This window comes from Spirosoma horti, from assembly GCF_054776595.1.
In genome coordinates, this window is the sequence record NZ_BAAHBQ010000007.1 from 475,829 (window position 1) to 499,078 (window position 23,250).

General features: G+C 47.9%; 19 protein-coding genes. 8 read left to right on the forward strand and 11 right to left on the reverse strand.

Annotated elements, in window-relative coordinates:
- Positions 1-7 precede the first annotated feature (7 nt).
- The 9 genes from ACYVAM_RS23485 to ACYVAM_RS23525 form a co-directional block, all read right to left on the reverse strand.
- Positions 8-3,502, reverse strand: a complete 3,495-nt coding sequence (locus tag ACYVAM_RS23485) for a DUF1553 domain-containing protein (protein WP_461071609.1) — start codon at positions 3,500-3,502, stop codon at positions 8-10.
- Positions 3,503-3,760: 258 nt separating this feature from the next.
- Positions 3,761-4,240, reverse strand: a complete 480-nt coding sequence (locus ACYVAM_RS23490) for a hypothetical protein (RefSeq protein WP_461071611.1) — start codon at positions 4,238-4,240, stop codon at positions 3,761-3,763.
- Positions 4,241-4,322: 82 nt separating this feature from the next.
- A complete protein-coding gene (locus tag ACYVAM_RS23495) occupies positions 4,323-5,855 on the reverse strand; it encodes a c-type cytochrome domain-containing protein (RefSeq protein ID WP_461071613.1) in 1,533 nt (510 codons plus the stop codon).
- A gap of 16 nt (positions 5,856-5,871) precedes the next feature.
- Complete coding sequence (locus tag ACYVAM_RS23500) at positions 5,872-6,942, reverse strand: 6-bladed beta-propeller (protein ID WP_461071615.1); 1,071 nt, start codon at positions 6,940-6,942, stop codon at positions 5,872-5,874.
- A gap of 155 nt (positions 6,943-7,097) precedes the next feature.
- The gene (locus ACYVAM_RS23505) at positions 7,098-7,559 is read right to left on the reverse strand and encodes a DUF4890 domain-containing protein (RefSeq protein ID WP_461071617.1); all 462 of its coding nucleotides are present in this window, start codon (positions 7,557-7,559) and stop codon (positions 7,098-7,100) included.
- Between the two features lie 119 nt (positions 7,560-7,678).
- On the reverse strand, positions 7,679-8,161 hold the full coding sequence (locus tag ACYVAM_RS23510) for a GAF domain-containing protein (protein ID WP_461071619.1): 483 nt from the start codon (positions 8,159-8,161) through the stop codon (positions 7,679-7,681).
- Positions 8,162-8,183: 22 nt separating this feature from the next.
- Positions 8,184-8,690, reverse strand: coding sequence for a hypothetical protein (locus ACYVAM_RS23515; RefSeq protein ID WP_461071621.1), 507 nt, complete (start codon positions 8,688-8,690; stop codon positions 8,184-8,186).
- 73 nt (positions 8,691-8,763) lie between these two features.
- Entirely contained in the window at positions 8,764-9,600 is an 837-nt protein-coding gene (mreC, locus tag ACYVAM_RS23520; protein ID WP_461071623.1) for a rod shape-determining protein MreC, read from the reverse strand.
- 116 nt (positions 9,601-9,716) lie between these two features.
- Positions 9,717-10,742, reverse strand: coding sequence for a rod shape-determining protein (locus tag ACYVAM_RS23525; protein WP_018619308.1), 1,026 nt, complete (start codon positions 10,740-10,742; stop codon positions 9,717-9,719).
- A gap of 186 nt (positions 10,743-10,928) precedes the next feature.
- Between ACYVAM_RS23525 and ACYVAM_RS23530 the strand changes: the two genes are divergently transcribed.
- The 8 genes from ACYVAM_RS23530 (at position 10,929) to ACYVAM_RS23565 (ending at position 21,681) form a co-directional block, all read left to right on the forward strand.
- On the forward strand, positions 10,929-12,431 hold the full coding sequence (locus ACYVAM_RS23530; protein ID WP_461071625.1) for a GH3 auxin-responsive promoter family protein: 1,503 nt from the start codon (positions 10,929-10,931) through the stop codon (positions 12,429-12,431).
- Positions 12,432-12,434: 3 nt separating this feature from the next.
- Complete coding sequence (locus ACYVAM_RS23535) at positions 12,435-13,793, forward strand: AAA family ATPase (RefSeq protein WP_461071627.1); 1,359 nt, start codon at positions 12,435-12,437, stop codon at positions 13,791-13,793.
- 5 nt (positions 13,794-13,798) lie between these two features.
- Positions 13,799-14,380: an HNH endonuclease family protein gene (locus ACYVAM_RS23540; protein ID WP_461071629.1), complete on the forward strand. Its 582-nt coding sequence runs from the start codon at positions 13,799-13,801 to the stop codon at positions 14,378-14,380.
- Positions 14,377-15,549, forward strand: coding sequence for a 1-deoxy-D-xylulose-5-phosphate reductoisomerase (locus ACYVAM_RS23545; RefSeq protein WP_461071631.1), 1,173 nt, complete (start codon positions 14,377-14,379; stop codon positions 15,547-15,549). Before ACYVAM_RS23540 ends, ACYVAM_RS23545 begins: the two co-directional genes overlap by 4 nt.
- Before the next feature lie 186 nt (positions 15,550-15,735).
- Positions 15,736-17,067: an RIP metalloprotease RseP gene (gene rseP / locus ACYVAM_RS23550; RefSeq protein ID WP_461071635.1), complete on the forward strand. Its 1,332-nt coding sequence runs from the start codon at positions 15,736-15,738 to the stop codon at positions 17,065-17,067.
- Between the two features lie 82 nt (positions 17,068-17,149).
- Positions 17,150-17,644, forward strand: coding sequence for a DUF6702 family protein (locus ACYVAM_RS23555; protein WP_461071637.1), 495 nt, complete (start codon positions 17,150-17,152; stop codon positions 17,642-17,644).
- A gap of 174 nt (positions 17,645-17,818) precedes the next feature.
- Positions 17,819-20,308 carry an endopeptidase La gene (lon, locus tag ACYVAM_RS23560; RefSeq protein ID WP_461071639.1) on the forward strand — a complete coding sequence of 830 codons (2,490 nt, stop codon included), beginning with the start codon at positions 17,819-17,821 and terminating at the stop codon, positions 20,306-20,308.
- Between the two features lie 110 nt (positions 20,309-20,418).
- Positions 20,419-21,681: an AGE family epimerase/isomerase gene (locus ACYVAM_RS23565; protein ID WP_461071641.1), complete on the forward strand. Its 1,263-nt coding sequence runs from the start codon at positions 20,419-20,421 to the stop codon at positions 21,679-21,681.
- Here the strand turns inward: ACYVAM_RS23565 and ACYVAM_RS23570 are convergent.
- Entirely contained in the window at positions 21,665-22,237 is a 573-nt protein-coding gene (locus tag ACYVAM_RS23570) for a response regulator (protein WP_461071643.1), read from the reverse strand. The genes ACYVAM_RS23565 and ACYVAM_RS23570 overlap by 17 nt on opposite strands.
- A 114-nt stretch (positions 22,238-22,351) precedes the next feature.
- Positions 22,352-23,161: an N-acetylmuramic acid 6-phosphate etherase gene (gene murQ, locus ACYVAM_RS23575; RefSeq protein ID WP_461071645.1), complete on the reverse strand. Its 810-nt coding sequence runs from the start codon at positions 23,159-23,161 to the stop codon at positions 22,352-22,354.
- Positions 23,162-23,250 lie beyond the last annotated feature (89 nt).

Here is a 23,250-nt window from a genome sequence, read left to right on the forward strand (position 1 = left end):
CTCTGCCCTATCGTTTAATGATCGCTTCGTCGAAATTCATGATCGTGCTGGCTACTACGGTCCAGGCAGCTAACTCAGTCCGGTTTATATGCTTATCGACAGGGTATTCACCTACCGCCAGTAATTCGTTTGCCCGTTTGGGATTCTTTTTAAAGTCTGCCAGTTCTTCGTTATAGAGCTGGTTCACCAGCGTTAGCTCTTCGGGCCGCGCCGGACGGCTGACAACCGCTTTAAAGACAGCCGTAATACCCGTCGAAGCATTGGTGACTGGCAGTAGATGTTGCGCCAGCACTCGGGCAGCTTCCACAAACTGTGGGTCATTCAGGGTAACCAGTGCCTGGAGGGGCGTACTGGTTTTCTGCCGTTTCACCACACAGGTATGCCGTTCGGCCGCATCGAAATTTAACATCATCGGCGCGGGCGAGGAGCGTTTCCAGATCGTGTACATGGAACGGCGGTAAAGGCTATCGCCTTGACTTTGAATATACTTTACGGCATTTCGTGTAGCTAAAGCCTCCCAGATGCCTGCCGGTTGGTAAGGCCGCACACTTGGACCACCAACACGCTGGGTGAGCAATCCGCTGGCCGCGAGCGCGTTGTCGCGCACTTGCTCGGCCGACATTCGATAGCTTGGTCCACGGGTCAGGAATGTATTATCCGGATCGATTTCCCGTACGTTCTCAGGCACGCTCGATGCCTGACGATAGGTGGCCGACATAACGATCATCTTAAGCATGGCTTTCGTGTTCCATTGCCCTCCCGATTTGGAATCGCCCATATCACGAAACTTTACAGCCAGATAATCCAGCAATTCGGGATGGCTTGGTAATGCGCCCTGATTCCCAAAGTCATCACTGTTTTTGGCAAGACCTTGTCCAAAGTACTGCTGCCACATCCGGTTCACCATTACCCGACTGAACAGTGGATTTTCGGGCGCCAGTAACCACTTGGCCAGACCAAGCCGATTTTTAGGCATATCCTCAGGTAAGGGATTAAGGCTATGCAACACGGCGGGAGTGACTACTTCGCCAGGGGCATCGTAAGCACCGCGATTCAGCAGGTGCGTTTCGCGCGGCACCGACCGCTCCTGCATGATCATCACCTGATCGGAGTTGGTATAGAGCTTGATTTGCTCACCACGTAACGTCATGGCTTTAGCATAAGTCACCCGGTAAACAGGGTCTTGCGCCCGGACGTAATAGGTGTATAGTCCTGCCCGTTGTGCGGGTGTTTGCTTAGCCACGGGTGTTTGTAATGCAGCCATCAGCGCGTCGGGCTGACCCGCCAGACTGGGCATTTCCAGAGATGTCAGGCAACGATTGTAAATTCGGAGTTCGTCGACCGCAAAATCTTTATAGAAATAATCGTGCATCCGGCCCACATAGAAGTTGTGCTGTGCCCAGTGTGTCCGGTCTTTTCCAAACACCATGCTGTGCAGCAGGTTATCGGTAATCACCTTTGTTCGAATAGGCCGCCCGTTCAGATAAAGCGCCAAACCCTTTGCCTGACCGGTTCCATCGTAAGCAAAAGCAACCTGGAACCACTGATGTACCGGCACTTTATCGACCGATTCTATGTCGATGGCATTGGCGGGCCAAACATGGTTAAGGGTCAGTTTCAGCCGCCCATCGCCCAGTAAATCGAGTTGATAGCCACGCTGACCATCCATAGGGCCGGTCGTGCGTCCCATGAGCGTCAGGGCCATATTCGGCTTTGCTAGATTAAACCAGTTGCTAATGGTGAATGGCTCATTTTGCTCGAATGCGCCAAAGTTGCCAGGCAACTCAATAAAGCTGTCTCCAGCCAGATAACGGGCTTTGCCAAAACGACCAGGTACCGAATACGGAACTTTGTCGGGATCGCCCCCCAATCGAGCGGGAAGTGTATCGTTGACTGTATTGGCAAAAGCATTACGCGGATCTTTCCAAAGCTCTTCCTTCGTTTTACGTTTAGGCGGCTCCTTCTTTTCTGGTTTCTTATCGTCGGGCTTGCCAGCTTTAGCGATGCCTTCTTTTTTAGGTTTAGCCTCTTCAGCTACTTTCTTTTTCTCGTCTTCCCGTTTGCGCTCCTCGTTTTTGGCTTTCACGTAAGCGCCAATATCAGCCCGGTCGGCTTCATCGAATGTGTAATGCGCCAGTAGCCCGGAGTCAATTGACGATACAGTAGGATTTTTGGCCAGCCACTGCCCATAACGTTGCTGGTAATCGGGACGATTTGGATTAAGTTGTTGCTGAACTGGGGTAAGCTGTTCTCGAATGAAACGCAGTTTAGCCTCCGTTTCAGGTTTTGTTAAGGTAATGGTCGGTGCAGCTTCCCCGTTGTAAGGAATTTGACCCCGATCATTATTGCTGTTGAAAAAGGCAAACAGGGAGTAATAATCTTTCTGACTAATGGGATCATATTTATGATCGTGACAGCGGGCGCACTCAACCGTAAGCCCCAACATGGCTTTTCCAAACGTGTTGGTTCGGTCGGCAACATATTCGGTCCGGTATTCTTCGTCTACAATGCCACCTTCCTGGCTTTGCTGGTGATTGCGGTTAAAGGCGGTGGCAATAAGTTTATCACGTCGGTCTTTCGAAGCCGACAGGTTGGGCAATAGATCCCCGGCCAACTGCCAGGTAATGAACCGATCAAAAGAGAGGTTCCGGTTGTAGGCCCGAATAACCCAGTCACGGTAGGGCCACATGGTGCGCAAGCCATCGTCCTGATAGCCATCTGTGTCTGCATAACGAGCCACATCGAGCCATTCAACGGCTTGCCGCTCTCCGTAATGCGGACTACGAAGGAGCCGGTTCACCACTTTTTCGTAAGCATTTGGCGATTTATCAGCCAGAAACGCATCCACCTCGGCGGGTGTTGGTGGCAGGCCTGTCAGATCAAGGCTCACCCGGCGGAGCAGTGTGGTTTTATCAGCTTCGGGTGCATGCCCTAATTTTTTGGCTTCCTGTTTCGCCAGAATGAACCGGTCGATATCGTTGATGACCCATTTTTCGTCGGTCACCTTCGGAATCTCGGGCATGACTGGTGCAATCAGCGACCAGTGTTCTTTGTATTCCGCTCCTTGCTCAACCCATCGAATCAGTATGGCCTTCTCTTCGGCCGTCAGGGTAAGATTTGATTTAGGCGTTGGCATCATCACATCGGGATCATTGCTGATGATGCGGCTAACCAGTTCGCTTTTGGCTAAATCGCCGGGGACAATCGCTTTATGACCACTTTTTGCCAACGCTTCATAGGCACCTTCGGGCGTATCTAACCGCAGACCTGCCTGTTGTTTGGCTTTATCCGGCCCATGACAGGCGAAACAGCGGTCAGACAGAATGGGCTTTACATGAAGGTTATAATCAACCTTTTCGGGCAGACTTGCTTCGACCGCAATAATATCAGCCGGTTTTTCGATAGAACGATGGCAGGATGTCAACCAGATAGACGCGCCGAAGAGGCCAGCCGTTGCGCTGAGAAGAATGTATCGAAATTGCATGTCTGACCAGGCGCGCATACCAACGAATGGGTTGATGGTGAAACAGATTCACAAAAATAACCTCGGGAGGTATAGGAAAATCGTACTATCTTATCTTGTTGATAGACTATTTTGCTGTTGAGTGAGTTACTTTTTACCGGCGATATAGGAGTTCTCTGTAAACAGCGAGAAGAGCAAATTGAGTTCTTATTAGGATAAAATTTAATTTTAATATAATTTTCACCAGTATACTTTGAAGAATGGTCTTTACTATTCGTCTAAAACTGTTCGAAAGCTTCAGTCAACTGCTCTGAGGATACAGGGGACATTATTGTCTTCGTGAGCCAGTGTGTAATTAACTAATAGTGCCATCTTTTGAAATCGGTTATAGTAGCGACTATTCCCAGTTACCGGCACAAACCCATCATAAACAGCGTCATGTGTTAAGTTCCCAATTGTTGATCGCCTTTCGTCCCAGGCGATCTCACTAACAAGCCCATCACGTTTACGAATCCGGATAAGAATTTGGGTGCTATCGCTCTCTTTTTTATACTCGTAGATTGTGCTTTCGGGTCTCTCTTTGTTCGAAGTGAGTTTAAACCGCTTCATGCTGAGCATACTCTCAACCGTTGTCTTGTGCCTCAACAGCAACCCTTTTAATTCCTGATAATCAAGCACTTGCCTGGTTGTGGCTGGTTGGGCATCTGTGTTATAGAACGAGGCTAGCAGGCTAAAGCAAACCGTAAAAAGTATGAATTTGACGAGTTCAGATTTCATAATCCTGGATGTTGTATCGGTGGCTTGCCCGTTGCAGAAGTCAATACCCGGAAAATACGGTTTGTTTACCAAAAGCGTTTAGCTAGTCCTTTTTCGGCTCGCTTCCTTTCGATTCGGGCGGGGCCACTTTAGCAAATTCGGCAATAGCCTGTTCATTGATTCCACCAACGACCTCTAGTTTGGGTAAAGCCGTTTTCAAGCTGGCAATGCCTTGTTCGGTCACTTTAGTTTGCCAGAGATAAATCGTTTTAAGATTTTTTAGCCCGGCCAGTTCGACTAATCCAGCGTCGGTAATAGCGGTGCCATACAGGTTCAAATACTCCAGATTGGTTAGCTGCTTTAGTTGTTTCAGGCCAGCGTCGGTCACCTTCGTTTCTTCCAGATGGAGTTTTTGCAAATTCTTCAGTTTGGCAATCGATGCCAGGGCGGCATCAGAAATCTGGGTATCACCCAGCTTAAGCCACACAAGTTGATCACTCAGTTTTGGCAAGGTACCAGCCTGAGCGTCGTTGAACGTACGGGCATTTACGGCACTGACTTCCAATTGATTCTGCTCTTTTGACAGGGGCAATACCAGCAAGTTCAGTTTTTTCAGTTCGTCGACAACTTTCGGATCAGCCGCTGGCACTTTCATGGTCAGCACCGGCGACTCAGGGGCAGGCCCCGATGCAACCTGTGGTCCTCCTACTTCGAGTGGCCCACCACCGGCCAACGACGCCAGTACCGGACGAATAGCTTCATTTACGGCGAGGTCAGACACTTTTTTGTCGAAGGGGGCTCCCTGATCAATCCACCAGGTTAGCAAGGCAATATCACTCTCCTTTAGCTGAGTTTTACCTTTAGGCGGCATGTGGTGATCGTCATCTTCGGGTAACAGGCAAACCTTCACTAACTCGCTCGTCTTACTCTTGCCCACCACAAGCACCGGTCCGTCTTCATACCCTTTTTTAATCATTTCGGGCGTATCCAGCCGCAGTCCGGCCTTTGCCTTCCCCGCATTATGGCATTGCACACAACGACTATGCAAGATAGGGTTCACGATCTGCTGATACACCATTGCCTGATTAACATCCGTAATGGGCTGAAATTTCACGTCTTTCTGCTTGGGTTCGACACCGGCCAGGGTCCGCATGGTTTCGGGCATGTACTGGGTCAGATACTCTTCACCATGCGTCAGGTTGCCTCCCAAATGCCCGGCAGCCAACAAAAGCAACAGCGATACCCCCAGCGCGGGTAGATACATGAGGGAGGCAAAGGGTACAATACGACCCAGATTCTCGGACTTTACGGCCCAGGCCAGCCAGGCAAACACCGCCACGCCGATACCTTCCCACATGTGGCTGTTCAGCGTTTCGGCTTCGTAGCCGCCACCCAACGACAACATATACCCAAACACACAGGCCAAAGTAGCACTCACCGCCGACCAGAACAGAATCAGTGTGATCGTGTGCGGACTCACGGAGTTGCGCCGGGTAAGTCGGTCTAGTTCAAGCAGGCCGGCAATGAGCAGAAAACCGATCGGCAGGTGAACGATGAGCGGATGAAAATGCCCCCAGAACAACACCCAGTCGGCGGGGGACGACGGCTTCGCTTGCAACAAAATCAGCTCATGCATAAGTCAGGCCGGAATATCAGGCAACACGCTCTAGTTTAATAGGATATGTTTTTTTAGATGCCCATTGAGCTACATAAACGCTATCGTCTTCATCTACCAGAACGTCGTGCGGGTGCAAAAATGGCGAGTTTTTAAAGTCTTTGCGCTGTTCAGCAAGTTTGTTGTCCTGGTAAATCGGCGCAGAGCCGCCTGGGGTTGAAATCACCCGGTCGTTTTTATCCAGAATCTGAATGTAGCCCGAGTCAGGATAGGAATCGGATGTACTCCGAAACACGGCCCCGTAAATGTTGTCGCCATGAATAACCGGACGGCAGATGTAGGAACCCGGCAGGGCAATGGTCGACACGTATTTCCCATCGAGTGAAAACCGTTTCAGCGCATTATGCCGACGGTCGGTAATAAGCAGGGTCGGATTAGCGGCTACCCGACGGTCAACAACGATACCATGGCAGCAATCGAATGTATCGTTACCCTCACCTTTGCCGCCCCAGTACCGAATCAGTTTACCCGTTTTATCGTATTGCGTCACGTAATTCAGCCCATACCCATCTACCACATAAATATCCCCGTTAGCCGGGTTGATTGCCGTTTCGGTAGGTTTATACTGGGATGGATAATCGTATTTGCCGGTTTCTTTCGGGTACTCCAGCTTCATCAATTCGCGGCCTTTCAAATCGGTTTTGATAACCTGATGCCGGTCGGTATCGCAAATCAGCAAGTACTGGTCGTTTCCTTCACCACCTAACGTCAGCCCATGTCCGCCCGGATAACTATGGCCCCAGGATTCGAGCAATTTGCCTGATTTATCGTAGATAAGAATATTATTTTTCGTCTCGTTGGTCAACAGAATGATGCGTCCTTTGGCATCCTGTACCATTTCGTGGCAATCATTGACGGGGTTCTTGCCTGCGTCCAGAACACCCCATCCCGGCACAACCCGATATCGGAAGCCATTATGGCCAATCACCGCTGGTTCAGGGTCGTACGTACCTGATTTAGCCGACAGTAATGTCGGCACTGCCATAGTTGTTGCTCCTGCGAGCGCAGCTTGTCTAATGAATAGCCGACGAGATACGGGTGATGCCATGGGATAATTGACCTGTTTTTAAAGCAAAAGGAGACGATGTACAAACTTTACTGTAAGGTAAAATATACCTCATTCACTAAAAGGGGACTGAAGCTCAGCCTTCTTGAAGGTTGAGCTTCAGTCCCCTTTTCCTTGAGACTACGTTGCAGGCTGGTTTATTTTTGACCGTTATTCTGGTCACCGTTGTCTGGCCCGCCCCGGCCATGCCGCATGCCCCCTTTTCCTTTCATGGATTCAAGCTTAGCGAACTGGTCAGGCGTAAGAATGCCTTTCAACTTGGCCTTGAAATCGTCAGCGTTCGCTTTCATGGCCTGTGCTTTAGCCTTATTATCGTCCGAGCTGGCCTGAATGGCATCTATTTTTTGAGCGCGTGCCAAGGTAACATCATATACTTTTTGCGACGTCGCCTGATCGAGTCCCAGTTGCTGCGTCATACGATCAGTCATTTTTTTAGCGCGGGTAGACGGATCACCTTTCTGGTGCTGCATGCCTCCGTTTTTACCCATCCGACGCATGTTGGTCTGGGTGGCAGCATCGGGCGTAGCGGTTTCCTGCGCTAACAAGGGAAATGAGAACAGGGAGAGCAGTAAGCCACTCAAAGCGATTTTCTTAAGCATGGTTCTTCGTTGTTAAGTTCGAACCTAAGACGGCCAATCAGGGCAATGGTTTAAGCGCAGGTTAAACTTTAACAGCATCTTAACGCCTGCGGGCCACATCAGAAAACAGCCGATATTTCTTAAAACGTCATGATCAATCCGGCAATCTTTTCGAGTTCTCTGGCATCGACTTCACTGAAATCATTCAGTTGATCGCTGTCAACATCCAGCACCATAGTTACGTTGCCCGCCCGGTCGAACACCGGAACGACGACTTCTGACCTGGAGGCTGAACTACAGGCAATATGTCCCGGAAACTGCTCGACATCAGGCACCACAATCGTTTCCTGACGCGTATAGGCCGCTCCGCAAACGCCTTTATCAAAGGCTATACGCGTGCAGGCAATTGGCCCCTGAAAAGGCCCTAAAACGAGTTGATCACCTTTTTTAAGGTAAAACCCCACCCAGAAAAACCCAAAGGCTTCTTTGAGGGCAGCGGCAATATTTGCCAGGTTGGCAATCAGGTCCGGCTCGCCCTCTACGAGGGCTGCCAGTTGAGGGATCAGACTATCATAAATGACCTGCCGATCCTGTGTTTGAGGAAGTATGAGCGTTTCAGACATGTTCTCGTGTGCGGACGATGATTTAATTTCTTGTAAAAAACTGAATCAGAACAATACTTATAGTCGTAAACAAGGTACTGGCAGCCACCCGAATAAGGGTTGGGATAAGCAGCGTTAAGCTACTGGCTTCGATAAAAAAGAGGGCCGTATGATGAATGAGTGCTAAAATTAGCACATACCGAAAAAAAGCACCGACACCCAACTCCCGAAGCGAAAACTCAATACGCGTCTCTAGACCGGGAACATCGATCTGGGAACGAACGATCAATGGCCGACAATAGGCCATTAACACCGAAGCAGCCGCGTGTATTCCCAACGTATTGTAAAATGTGTCGATAATAATACCCGTCAGGAAGGCAATCAGCAGCAGCCAGGTCAGGCCAAGTTCATTTGGTAACAGCAGAATACAGGCAATGTAGATAAAGCAAAAAGCATAATCGAACAGAACCAGGTTTCGCACCAGCAGAATTTGCAGGATCAGGTACAACAAAAATAAAAGTGACGTAGACAGAATTTCGCGCAGGGTCATTTTATAGCTCAGCCTGTTGGTCCGGATGGGTCATTACGTCTGATAAACGTGACAACTAACACGAACCACACGCTTATTTTTCCGTTTCAATTTGTTTTTCTAACTGCTCCTGCTCGGCTTGAAGGCGATTTTCAACGACATACACAAAAGACAAGTTGCTAAAATTAGTAGCCAGGTTAAGCGTAATATCATGAAAGGTCTGGTTAGGCTGGATACCAACGCTACGCACACGGCCCACCAGTACGCCTGGCGGAAAGGTTGAATTAAACTCCGACGTAACAACCGAATCTCCCTGACTAACGGGTTTGTAGCGCGATATGTCATTCAGCTTGATCAGGTGCGGATCACCACCATCCCACTTGGCAGAGCCAATCTCCTTGGCTTTTATGAGCTGCGATGATACCAGAAATTCAGAATGCAGAATCGACGTTACGACCGAAAAATGGCGATTACAGGCTTTTACTTTTCCAACAACTCCCGTTGGTGAAATAACGCCCATGCCTGGCCGCATCCCATCATCGGTTCCTTTATCGATTGTAATGTAGTTATTGGCGAATTGCGTTGTGTTATCAACCACCTTCGCCACCGTAAATTTAAACCGGTCGGCAAAAGCGGAATCGGCCCGATATTCTGCCGGGGCGGCTGGCTTGCTTTGAAGCAGCTTCGCCAGTTGGGCATTTAGTCGTTGGTTCTCCAGGGCCAGATCAGAATTGACCTGACGAAGACGGGCATACTCATTTGCCGCATTTGACAGGGCCAATACTTTAGCCGCATATTGGTTCGAGGTATTGAAGTACGTAACACTCCAGTAATTGCTGGTATTGATAATGAAGTAAAAACAAAGTACTTCCAGCAATACAAACAGAATGAAGTTCCGGCTCCGAACAAAAAAATCGACTAACTCTCCCATTACATTAAACGTAACGAAGGCGGTCGGTCATTGCCGAAGAATCCACGCTTTGTAGACTGAAGGTATACCTACAAAGCGTGGATTCTTCGGCAATGACCGACCGCCTGGTTACACAATTAGCTAATCAATACCGATCTGTACATTTCCAGATTCTTAATTACCTCACCCGTACCTTTTACCACCGCCTTGAGCGGATCATCGGCCACGTGAATCGGCAATTTGGTTTTAGCGCCCAGCCGTTTGTCGAGGCCATGCAGCAAGGCCCCGCCACCCGTCAGGTGAATCCCATTGGTATAAATATCGGCCGACAATTCCGGTGGCGAAATTTCGAGGGCTTTCATTGTAGCCTCCTCAATTTTCGAGATAGACTTATCGAGCGCGTAGGCAATTTCGCTGTAGGTAACTTTGATTTCTTTAGGGATACCGGTCATCAAATCACGACCCCGGATTTCATAATCAGCCGGTGGGTTGTCGAGTTCAGGTAACGCTGAGCCAACTTCCATCTTGATTTGTTCAGCCGACCGTTCGCCAATGAGCAGGTTGTGTTCCCGACGCATGTAATCCACAATATCGCGGGTAAATACATCACCCGCAATGCGAATAGATTGTTCGCAAACGATACCGGACAGGGCAATCACCGCAATTTCGGTCGTACCTCCGCCAATGTCGACGATCATTGTGCCGTTGGGCTGAGTGATATCAATGCCAATGCCAATGGCTGCGGCAATAGGCTCATGCACCATGTATACTTCTTTGGCACCGGCATGTTCAGCGGAGTCTTTTACGGCCCGCTTCTCTACTTCGGTGATACCCGATGGAATACAAATAACCATTCGGTGCGAAGGAGAAAACAGTTTACTACCGGTATCAATCATTTTTATCATACCCCGAATCATCAGTTCGGCAGCCGTAAAATCGGCAATAACACCGTCTTTCAACGGGCGAATTGTCTTGATGTTTTCGTTGGTCTTTTCGTGCATCTGCATGGCCTTGTGACCAATGGCCAGTACCTTGCCACTGACTTTGTCCATGGCGATAATCGAAGGCTCATCTACCACAATCCGATCTTTGTGAATGATCAGGGTATTCGCCGTACCTAGATCAATAGCAATATCGCTGGTTAAAAAATTGAAAAGTCCCATTATAGGTTGACGCAGAACGCCTTATTACAAATACAGTTTTCTTAAAAGTGTGCAAAAATATAGATTATTAATCAGAATGATGAATAATGATTTATGAATCATCCTGGCAATAACGGCTAAAGTTGATTATTCATCATTTTTCGTTCCTCATTCATCCTTGTGATTAAGCCTTACCTTTGTGCCATTATGGGAATTCGTTCGGTCGTTAGTAAGCCATTAGCCAAGTTTATAGTAGAGCGGCAACAAGCCTGGATGTATCAGCCTGCCGAGGCTCAGCAACGCTGGTTTCAGCGCCTGATGGAAGGCGGACGGGCAACAGTTTTCGGCCAGGATCATCGTCTGAAGGATGTACGGACGGTTGCGGAGTTTCGGCAGGCCGTTCCAGTCCGCGATTACGAAGACCTGAAACCCTATATCGAGCAGATTTTAAGCGGTGGCGCCGATGTGCTCTGGAAAGGGAAGCCGCTGTATTTCGCTAAAACATCGGGCACCACATCGGGCACCAAGTACATTCCAATCACGCAGGATTCGATTCCAAACCATATCAATTCCGCTCGCGATGCGTTGCTGAATTATATTAACGAAACGGGAAACGGGGCATTTCTGGATAAGAAACTAATTTTCCTATCGGGAAGTCCCGAACTGACCCAAAAAGCGGGCATTAACATTGGGCGGCTTTCGGGCATTGCCAATCACCATGTTCCGGCTTACCTGCGCACCAACCAGTTGCCCAGTTATGAAACCAACGTCATTGACGACTGGGAAACCAAACTGGAACGCATTATCGACGAAACCCTGACCCAGCCGATGTCACTCATTTCGGGCATTCCGCCCTGGGTACAGATGTATTTCGACCGGATTCAAGAGCGAACGGGTAAGTTGATCAAAGACGTTTTCCCTGATTTTTCAGTCTTCGTATACGGGGGGGTCAACTTCGAGCCCTACCGCGCCAAGCTGTTCGACAGCATTGGCAAGCGTATCGACTCCATTGAGACCTATCCAGCATCGGAAGGCTTCATTGCGTTCCAGGATAGCCAGACGGAAGAAGGCTTGCTCCTTCTGGTAGACAGTGGCATCTTTTTCGAATTCATCGCTGCCGACGAGTTCTTCACCGAAAATCCGCGCCGGTTAACCATTGATGAAGTTGAACTGGGAAAAAACTACGCCGTCATTATTAACAATAACGCCGGATTATGGGGCTATTCGCTCGGTGATACGGTCAAGTTCGTGTCGCGGGAGCCGTATCGGCTTTTGGTAACGGGACGTATCAAGCACTTTATTTCGGCTTTCGGTGAGCATGTCATTGGTGAAGAAGTGGAGAAGGCGTTGCAATTTGCGATGCAGAAACACCCGGAAACCGAAGTGGTTGAGTTTACCGTCGCGCCAATGGTAAGTCCAAAAGAAGGCTTACCGTATCATGAGTGGCTGGTGGAGTTTGCCACGCCCCCGCACGATGCACCTGCTTTTGCCCGGGACGTAGACAACCGCCTGATCGAACTAAACGTATATTATGACGACCTGATTACGGGTTCCATTCTGCAACCGTTAAAACTGACGAGCCTGCCCCGTGGCGCATTTCAGCGGTACATGAAATCGCAGGGCAAGTTGGGCGGCCAGAACAAAGTGCCCCGCTTGGCGAATGACCGGAAGATTGCTGAAGGATTATTGGAGATAGGACAAACGGCGTAAGCGATGAAGATAACCGGAATAGACATTGGCGAATACCGTCAGTTCAAGAATATAAAATTTGACTTTACCTATCCAGAAGGCCATCCAAAAGCCGGACAGCCATTGGAGAAAGTGTGTTTTATTGGGCAGAGTGGGACGGGGAAAACGACGTTATTGAAAATCATTTGGGATTTTTTTCAAGTCGTAAATGACGGCTATCAAATTGCATCTAATAAATTTTCAATTCCTTCAGTGAGTCATTATGAAACATTTAAAGCAAGTATTTCTGTACTTGCGTTGATTTCTGAACACAAAATTAGCTTTGACTCACAGTCTCTTCGCAGTCCTTCTGATTTATATATAAACAACGATAAAGATATTGCAGGTAGCAGTTTAGATTGGATTCAGTCACAACCTAGTACTATTTATGATGCTATAAAATCTTACAACAAGCTATGCTTGTACATAGACGACTCTGCTCTTAGTCATGCATACAGTCTCACCGCAAATAGAAATGAAGATAATAGGGCCTATTTAGCTAGCACAGATGAGCTTTTTCTCACTAATGAGAAAAGACAAGAGTCTATTGATAGACTGGCCCAATCAAAAACACTGGCCTTCCATTCTTTGGATGGACGTTATTTATGGTCTTATTTACTTAATGATATTGAAAAATATGATGAAAGCTTAAAGAAAGTTGCCATTGATCTTATTCAGAAAAATGGAAGTTTTTCACCTCATCGCTTATCTGAAAGCCTAAATAAGTGGCAAACTGAAAACCCTAATCCTAAGGTTGATATCGCTACTAATTGCCTAAATTCTGTTTTAAAGGATTTTTTTCTTGAAGTTGATACAGAAGGTACCGAAGCGTTAATTGTAATAAAAACGAAGGGTGGTAAACAGCTGGCTTTTAATGGCCTAAGTACTGGAACGAAGCAACTATTGGTAACGGCTATTCCTATTTATAAAAGCCAAATTAATAAGGGAGTTATATTATTCGATGAACCTGAACACTCCTTATTCCCGGATATTCAGCGAAAGTTGGTAAATTACTACACTTCTCTCGCCCCCAATTCTCAATTCTTCTTTGCTACGCACTCCCCCATCGTTGCATCCGCTTTCGAGCCCTGCGAACGGTTCATTTTGTATTTTGACGAGAACGGTGAAGTGAAATGTCGTAATGGCATTTCGCCTGAAGGTGATGATCCAAATGATATTTTAAGTGATGATTTTGGCATGAATGAATTAATGCTACAACCTGGGCTGGATGCTTATGAAAGATATAGGAATCTATTTGTAGAAATAAAAAACGAAAAAGACATAGCGCGTCAAAAAAAATTAATAGTAGAACAAGCTAAACTTGGCGATAAATACAAATTTTAGCCGACATGAGACGTGTTATAAAATTGGCTCAGTCGAAAATTATTGAGCGACAGCTGACTTACAAAGAGGGGAATAATGATGAGTTGAGACAGTTACTAGCCGAAGAGCAACATAGTATCTGCGCTTATACAGAAACACATTTTGGAGCATCGAATGACGCTCACATTGAGCACTTTAATCCAACGCTTAAAAACACTAATAGTGACGGCTATACAAATTGGTTTCTGGTTAAAAGTTTATGGAATGTCAGAAAATCAAGTAAATGGATAGAACCTATACTTCATCCTACCGCTCAAGACTTAGAACAACGAATTTTATACTTTGACGGCAACTACGTTGCCGCTGATCCTAGTGATATAGAAGCTAACAACCTCATAAAGCTATTAGATTTAGACAACGCTAGATTAGCTGATCAAAGAAAAAGATACATTAGATCAAAAAAACAACAGATCAATAATCTAAATCAATCAGCACAACAATACATTGACGAACTGATAGTTGATTACCCTGAAGGCGTATACTTCATCCGCGCCATAGAAGAAGAATTGGGAGTGAAAGTCAATTTTGACTTAGTAAAAACTAAATGACTGACATAAAAAAACGCCATATCGCCATCCTCGGCTCAACCGGTTCTATTGGGACCCAGGCCGTCGACGTGATAAAATCCCATCCCGACCAGTTTCAGGTTGAGGTGCTGACAACCAACAACAATGCCGATCTGCTCATTCAGCAGGCCGTCGAGTTGAAACCCAACGTGGTGGTCATCTGCAATGAAGATCGCTACGAGCAGGTTTTCACGGCCCTCGATCCTTTGGGCATCAAAGTTTATGCCGGCGCCAAAGCCATTGCATCGGTCGTGCAGATGGATACCATCGACATGGTGCTGACCGCTATGGTTGGCTATGCCGGGTTGTTGCCTACCATTAAGGCCATCGAAGCGGGGAAGGCCATCGCGCTGGCCAATAAAGAAACACTGGTGGTGGCGGGTGAACTCATTACCCGCCTGGCTACGCAAAAGGGCGTCAACATTTACCCGGTCGATTCAGAACACTCGGCCATTTTCCAATGTCTGGTTGGTGAGTTTCATAACCCCATCGAGAAAATCATCCTGACCGCATCGGGTGGGCCTTTCCGGGGTAAATCGTTGGAGTTTCTGGCGACGGTTACGAAAGCCCAGGCGCTCAAGCACCCAAACTGGACAATGGGTGCCAAAATTACCATCGACTCGGCTACGCTGATGAACAAAGGGCTGGAAGTCATCGAAGCCAAATGGTTATTTGGCCTGACAGCCGAGCAGATCGACGTCATTGTTCACCCGCAGAGCATTATTCATTCACTAGTGCAATTTGAGGACGGTAGCCTGAAAGCACAGATGGGCCTGCCCGATATGCGCCTGCCCATTCAGTTTGCGTTGGGTTATCCAAATCGGCTAAAATCTGATTTCCCCCGCTTTAACTTTATGGATTACCCCTCCCTGACGTTCGAGCAGCCCGACCTGAAAACGTTTCGAAACCTTCAGCTTGCTTTCGATGCCCTGAAGCGGGGCGGCAATGCAGCTTGCATCATCAACGCTGCCAACGAAGTAGCAGTCGATGCGTTCCTGCACGATCAGATCGGTTTTCTGGAAATTTCAGAAATTATCGAGTCCTGTCTGGCCAAAGCAACCTTCGTCGAACAGCCCACTTACGAAGACTACGTCCTCACCGACGAAGAAACCCGTCGGCTCGCTACGGAGCGAATTAAAACTTTGGTTTAGCTGTTTGTATTGTATCGGCCACACACAACGTTTTTAACACACGTGACTTACTGGATTTGGTTTATCATAGGTATTGTGCTCGGTATTATCTTATTTCGCGCCCTCAAAAGCCGACGCTAAGCAACGTGTCGTTTTTAATCCTCACATTCGCATTATCACAATGGTCCGCCATAGCGGTTTAACTACATGGAACCTAAGTATTTAGAAATTTTAATAATGGCGGGTCAGCTCATTCTGGGCTTGTCCATCCTGGTTGGCTTACACGAATTAGGGCATTTATTAGCTGCCAAAGCCTTCGGCATGCGCGTAGAGCAGTATTTTATTGGCTTTCCTCCCAAAGTATGGAGTATCAAACGGGGTGAAACTGAATATGGTCTCGGCGCCATTCCGCTGGGTGGTTTTGTGAAAATTTCGGGTATGATTGACGAATCGCTCGATACGGCCCATACCGATACCGAGCCCCAACCCTACGAATTTCGCGCCAAGCCGGCCTGGCAACGCCTGATTGTTATGCTCGGTGGTATCATCGTGAACGTGATTGTCGGCATCCTGATTTTTGTGATCATCGCCTACAAGAACGGCAATACGTATCTGGCGGCCAAAGACGCTAAATATGGCATTGTCGCCTATGATCTGGCTAAAAGCATTGGCTTACAAACGGGCGACAAAATTGTGAAAGTCAATGGAAAGACGATTTCCGACTTCAATGAGATTCGTAGTTCAGACGTATTCCTGGGAAACAATAGCTCCTATACGATTGAGCGAAACGGTAAGCTGGAAGACATTTTCATCCCGAATAACTTTGTCGATAAACTAGCCGATAAAAAAGCGGCTGGTCAGTTTATCGAACCCATCGAACCATTCAAGGTAGCCGAGTTAGTACCGGGCCAACCAGCCACCAAAGCAGGCCTGAAAGCAGGAGACATTATTACGAGCGTTAACAGCAAGCCCATTCGGTTCTACCACGAATTCACGGATATCGTGAAACCGCTCAAGAACACTCCACTAACCCTTGGTATTAATCGGAATGGTCAGCCAACGACACTCACGGTCAAAACTACGGCCGACGGCACGATTGGTTTTTATCCCGAGTTTCTGCTGCCTCTAACGAAGCAGCAATATACGTTCGGCGAAGCGATAGGTGTTGGAAGCAAAAAGGCGTTCCAGGTCGTGTACGATAATATAAAAGGATTTGGCAAGATTTTCCGGGGCGAAGTTTCGGCATCTAAAGCACTAAGTGGTCCAATCGGGATTGCCCAAAACCTCTTCGGTGGAGTTTGGCTTTGGGATCGTTTCTGGACCGTTACCGGCGTATTGTCGATGGCGCTTGCATTTATGAATGCCCTGCCGATTCCGGCGCTCGATGGCGGGCACGCCACAATTCTGAGCTACGAAATCATTTCGGGTCGTAAACCGTCCGATCGTTTCCTGGAAGGAGCCCAGAAAGTCGGTATGGTTATTCTGCTTGGCCTGATGGCTTTTGCCATCTTTAATGACGTTTTCAAAGCCGTTTTTTAATCCATTAACCACAATGAGCAAAACGCTATTCAACTGAGGTTGAGTAGCGTTTTGCTCATTGTAGACCAATTTTGTGCTTGCTGTGCTTAAAAAATTATTTAGTGGCATTTTACTGGTTAGCCTAATGGCCAGCCGACCGGCACACGATTTCCATGCCAGTGTAACGCAGATGCAGTACAACCCGAAGGAGCGAGTTTTTGAGATCAGTATTCGGATTTTTACCGATGATTTCGAGAAGACGCTTACTGAAGCCTATAAGAGTAAAGTCAACCTGAATGGACCCGCAAAGCAGGACCCGTTGATCGAAAAATATGTGCAGTCACATTTTTCATATGTAAACTCGCAGAAGCAAACAAAGCCAATTAAATATATAGGCTATGAAGTTGAGACAGACGCCCACTGGATTTATTTGGAAATGCCTTTTGCCGAGCCACTTCGAGGTAGTTTACTGAAACAAAATGTACTGATGGAAATGTTTGATGATCAGGTAAATATGGTTAATGTTCAATATCAAGGCCATAAAAAAACCTTTGTTTTTCGTAAAAATCAGCCCATTCAGGACATTTCAGTCGAATAATAAATTTATGGGCTACTAAGTAGCCTAATTAGTTAATTTTGTCATTGTAACGACAGGTCCGCCAGTTCGTCACAAGGGAATGATTGGCACGGACCTTGCAAATACTTCGTATTCCTTGCCTTTCCTATATTTCAGGCACCAAATATTCAATGCTGCCAACCTGGCAGTGTACTTATGCATTCAGACCAAGATTTAGCTACCCGCTTATTGATGACCGATTTTGATTCGGACAATTTAGAGATTGTACCGCTTGGGTCGCCAGAAGGGTTAGATGATGATTACGAATTACCTGCCAACTTACCGATCCTGCCCGTTCGGAATACAGTATTGTTTCCGGGCATGGTAATCCCTGTGACCGTTGGCCGGTCGAAGTCGATACGATTAGTAAAAAAGGCATATAAAGGAAATCGGATTATAGGTGTAGTCGCGCAGTTGAATCAACAGAAAGATGAACCGACTGCCGATGATCTTTATCGCTTTGGCACAGTCGCTTACATCATAAAGATGATCACCCTGCCCGACGGAAATATTACCATTATTATCCAGGGCAAAAAGCGCTTTGAAATCCAGCACTTTACGCAGGAAGAGCCGTTTATGACGGCCCAGGTTCGCCAGATTGACGACTCCTTTACGAATGTAAACAAGAAGGAAGGCAAAGCACTTCTTCAATCCCTGAAAGACGCTGCCTATAAAATGCTGCGTCTCAATCCGGAAATTCCGCAAGAGGCTCGGATTGCCCTCGATAATATAGAAAGTCCAACGTTCCTGTTGCATTTCCTGTCGTCGAACGTTAACGCTGATGTTGCCGATAAACAACGCCTTTTAGAAACACTCGAAGGAAACCAGCAGGCCAACCTTCTGCTCGAGTTCATGCTTCGGGAAGTTCAGTTGCTCGAACTCAAACGCGAAATTCAATCCAAGGCCTCATCGGACCTCGATCAGCAACAGCGAGATTACTACCTGCGTCAGCAGATGAAGGTATTGCAGGATGAGCTGGGGATGGAAAACCCCGACCGCGACATTGATGAGTTACGCATCAAAGCCGACCGCAAAAAATGGCCAGCTGAGGTCCGTTCCCATTTTGATAAGGAGCTTACCAAATTACAGCGCATCAATCCGATGGCACCGGAATACCCGGTCACGATGAATTATGTTGAGTTGATGGTCGATCTGCCCTGGAATGAATACACCAAGGACAATTTTGACCTGAAACGGGCGCAAAAAATTCTGGATACGGATCATTTCGGTCTGGAAAAAGTGAAAGAGCGGATTATTGAATACCTCGCCGTTCTGAAACTAAAAAATGACATGAAAGCCCCGATTTTGTGCCTCTATGGCCCTCCGGGCGTGGGTAAAACCTCACTGGGAAAATCGGTAGCGAAGGCACTGGGGCGTAAATACAGCCGCATGGCCCTGGGTGGTGTGCATGATGAAGCTGAAATTCGTGGCCACCGAAAAACCTATATTGGCGCTATGCCGGGCAAGGTTATTCAGAATATCCGGAAGTGCGGTACGGCCAATCCCGTGTTTATCCTGGATGAAATCGATAAAGTAAGTTCTGATTTCCGGGGCGACCCATCGTCAGCCTTACTCGAAGTACTTGATCCGGAACAGAACTCAACGTTCATGGACAACTACCTCGAAACGGAGTTCGATTTATCGCGGGTGTTGTTCATTGCCACGGCCAACTCGCTCGACACCATTCACCCCGCCCTGCGTGACCGGATGGAGATCATCGACATTGCGGGCTATACGGTGGAGGAAAAAGTCCAGATCGCGAAAAAGTACCTGATTCCAAAGCAACGTCGGGATCATGGTTTGAAGCCTAAAGATTTAGTATTCGACGATAAAGCCGTTCTGCGCATCATTGAAGGCTACACCCGCGAATCGGGCGTTCGGAACCTGGAACAGAAAATTGGCGCGCTCATCCGTAAGGTAGCCAAATCCATTGCGATGGAAGAGGAATACAACCATACTATTAAGGTGAGCGATATCCCCAAAATGCTGGGTGCCGAAATATTTGATAAAGAACTCTATGCCGATGATGACATTGCCGGTGTCGTTACGGGTCTGGCCTGGACGCAGGTCGGCGGGGAAATCCTGTTGATTGAGTCGAGTTTGAGCCGCGGCAAAGGCGTGTTGACATTGTCAGGCCAGCTTGGCGATGTGATGAAGGAATCGGCCATTACGGCACTTTCCTATCTGAAAGCCCATGCCGATGATCTGGGAATTGACTACCGCATTTTCAGTCATTACGATCTGCACATTCACATTCCGGCCGGTGCTGTCCCAAAGGATGGGCCTTCAGCCGGGATCACGATGCTCACCTCGATGACCTCCATGTATACCCAGCGCAAGGTGAAGCCCTATCTGGCCATGACTGGTGAGGTGACGCTCCGGGGTAAAGTGTTGCCCGTGGGCGGTATCAAAGAGAAAATTCTGGCGGCAAACCGGGCGGGGATCAAAGAGTTGATTCTCTGTTCGAAAAACCGCAAAGACATTGAGGAAATTAATCAGTCATACATTAAAGATCTGGTTTTCCACTATGCCGATACTGTCGATCAGGTACTCGATATAGCCTTGCTTCCTGGTAAAGTAGGCAAGCCGATGAAGTTCATACTGCCCGAAGAAAAAGAGCAGCGCGAAGTAGAAAAAGTATACTAATATGTTATAGGATGTGTGGTAGAGGATGTGTCTGGTTATGCACCCGACGATGTCATACATCCTATACCATACGCCTTATATCATACCGCGCGGGCGGCCCCGATCTTTTTGTGCTTGACTTTCAGAACCTATCCGCCACTTATCAGCAGGCCTTATTAAGGCAGGTTGTACCTTTCTGGCTAAAAAACAGCCGGGATAAACTATGTGGAGGCTACGTTGACCTGCTGTCAGCAACGGGCGAACAGATAGAAGGCGATAAATTTGTAACCTTACAGGCTCAGCAAGTGTGGGCCTTTGCCTGGCTTTATACAACCCCCGACGGCCAGTCGGACTGGCTCGAACACGCTAGTCATGGCGCTCGTTTTCTCAGTCAGTTTGCCCACGATGATTCGCTGGCCTGCTACGCACAACTCGACCGACGCGGTCGTCCCGTATCTCAATCTATTGACCTCGTTCCGGCTAGTTTTGCCGTTATGGCCTATGCGCAGTTGCACCGCGCCACAAAGCAGGACGAATGGGCAATGCTGGCTAAACAAGCCTTTTCTAGCTTACTTGAACGCCGTGCCGATGTTCATACTGACCAGGCGAATACACTTGGTGGCTTTCGGCAGGTACGGCATCTGAGCGAAACGGTAGCGGTCCTGAAAATGGTTCTGGACATGCAACCGCTGCTCGCCGAAGATAGCTGGAAGCAAACGATTGACCTTATTCTACAGGATATCCTGCATGGTTTTATGGATCGGCGTACGGATACCCTTCGCGAGTTCATCTTACCCGAAGGCGCCTTTATAAACACGCCTGAAGGCCGACGCCTGAATGTCGGCCTTTCCTTTCAAACCGCTTGTTATCTGCTCGACTTTTATGCCGAGAGCGCATCAGCTAAAGCAGGATCCGTCATCGGTACAAATCGTCGGTTAGCGATGCAAGTCGTCAACTGGTGTTTACGACTTTGCGAACAGGCATGGGACGAAGCCAACGCGGGATTAAACCAGTATGCCGACTTTAAGCAGCAGGCATTCATTTTCCCCGATTGGCAGCAAAAGTGGGCCTGGGTTCAGTTGGAAGCGCTGTCGGCCCTGCTAAAAGGATACGAGCACACGCGCCATCCCGACTGCCTGAAATGGTTCAAGCGGATACATGACTATACCTTCCAGCACTTTCCTGACCCAAAACAGACGGGTTGGCACCTGGTTCTCGACCAGCACACGCAGCCATTACTAGCCGCAAAAGCTACGCCAATAGTCGGTTGTTATTCGCTCATTCGTTGCATGTCCGAAGTAGGAAAGCTATTAACAACCCTTGGCCAAACAAAAGAACGAAACAGTCGTGCGGGTATCTCGCTCAACCCGCAGCGTTTCACCGAAGAGGCATAACCAGTAAATCCTGCTTATCGGTCTCAGCCACCAAAAAGTTGATTGTTGACTGAACACTGGGCAAATTGGCAATTCTGAATGTGTGATTCCCGGCTATTACAAATTCAGAAGCAAGTGTTTTCTGTTCTGTATGATGAACCGCATCAAGCTGATAAAGCGTAATGCTGAGCTGACAGGCAACCGTTACGGTTACGTCAATCAACAGGTCGTCAGCGGGCTGTCTGACAAACCGGATAAGGGTTTTATTAAAAGCAGTTGTATTAGCTAACGTCTGCTTAATCTGCTTGACCAACAAGGAAGTAACAGGAGCCAGCCCATCAATAAAATGGACAGTTGGCTTTTTTGTTAAAAAATCAGCTTTTAACAGGGCCTTCATTTCCTCATCAATGCCCCGCCCAAACGCAATCAAGTCAAAATCGATGGCGTCAAACTGTTTACTTGCTTGCTCAACAAGTCCGGTTGTTTGAACCTCAAATCCTTCGTTTGTTAAGGCCGCCGACAAATTAGCCAGTACGATTGGGTTACGGCCAATGAGTAGTATTCGTTTGCGTATCATGCTCTTTCCAATTGAGAAGCCAATAATGAGTAAAGGCTTCCCAAAGAATTCAACGTTTGAGAAGCCACTATACAAAGTAGCCGTTCCTGACTGGCAAAATACGTTACCGTTAACCTATTTTCCAGCCTGAACAAACCCATCGATGGCGCCCCGGACGTTTCCGAATTTAGCCAGTAAAGCTTCGGCCTGTTCTCGATCAACGCCAATTTCACTCATGACCATCTTGGCTGCGCGGTCCTGTAGCTTAATATTGGTCAGCATCATATCAACCATTTTGTTACCCTTCACGCGCCCCAGTTGAATCATGACCGAGGTCGAAATCATGTTCAGAACAAGTTTCTGAGCCGTTCCGGCTTTCATTCGGGTACTACCTGTTACGAATTCCGGTCCCGTGACCACTTCTACGGGGAACTCAGCTGCCTGTGCTACCGCCGAACCGGCATTACACACGATGCAACCCGTTAAAAGACCCGCTTTACGGGCCTCATTCAAGCCACCTATTACATAAGGCGTCCGGCCCGATGCCGCAATGCCAATCACCGTATCGGTCGAATCGGGCTGATAAGGCGCAATATCCTTCCAGGCCTGTTCGGCATCATCTTCCGCATACTCGACGGCTTTTCGAATGGCCCCATCGCCACCGGCCATCAATCCAATGACCAGGTCGTGCGGAACACCATACGTTGGCGGGCACTCCGATGCATCCACCACACCCAGTCGGCCACTTGTTCCGGCACCGATATAAATGAGTCGTCCGCCCCTGCGCATGCGATCAACGATCTGCGTAACCAGTTCTTCAATCTGTGGAATTGCCTTTTCGACAGCAAGTGGGACCGTTTTATCTTCTTTATTGATGTTGAGCAGCAAGTCATGAACCGACATTTGCTCCAGATGATCGTAATGGGAAGTTGTTTCAGTTGTCATACCTCAAAATTAATACAGCCGGATTCTACCGAACAAATAATGCGTTTTTTCTTGCCTTTTCCAGAAACATCGCCTTTATTTACGGCGTT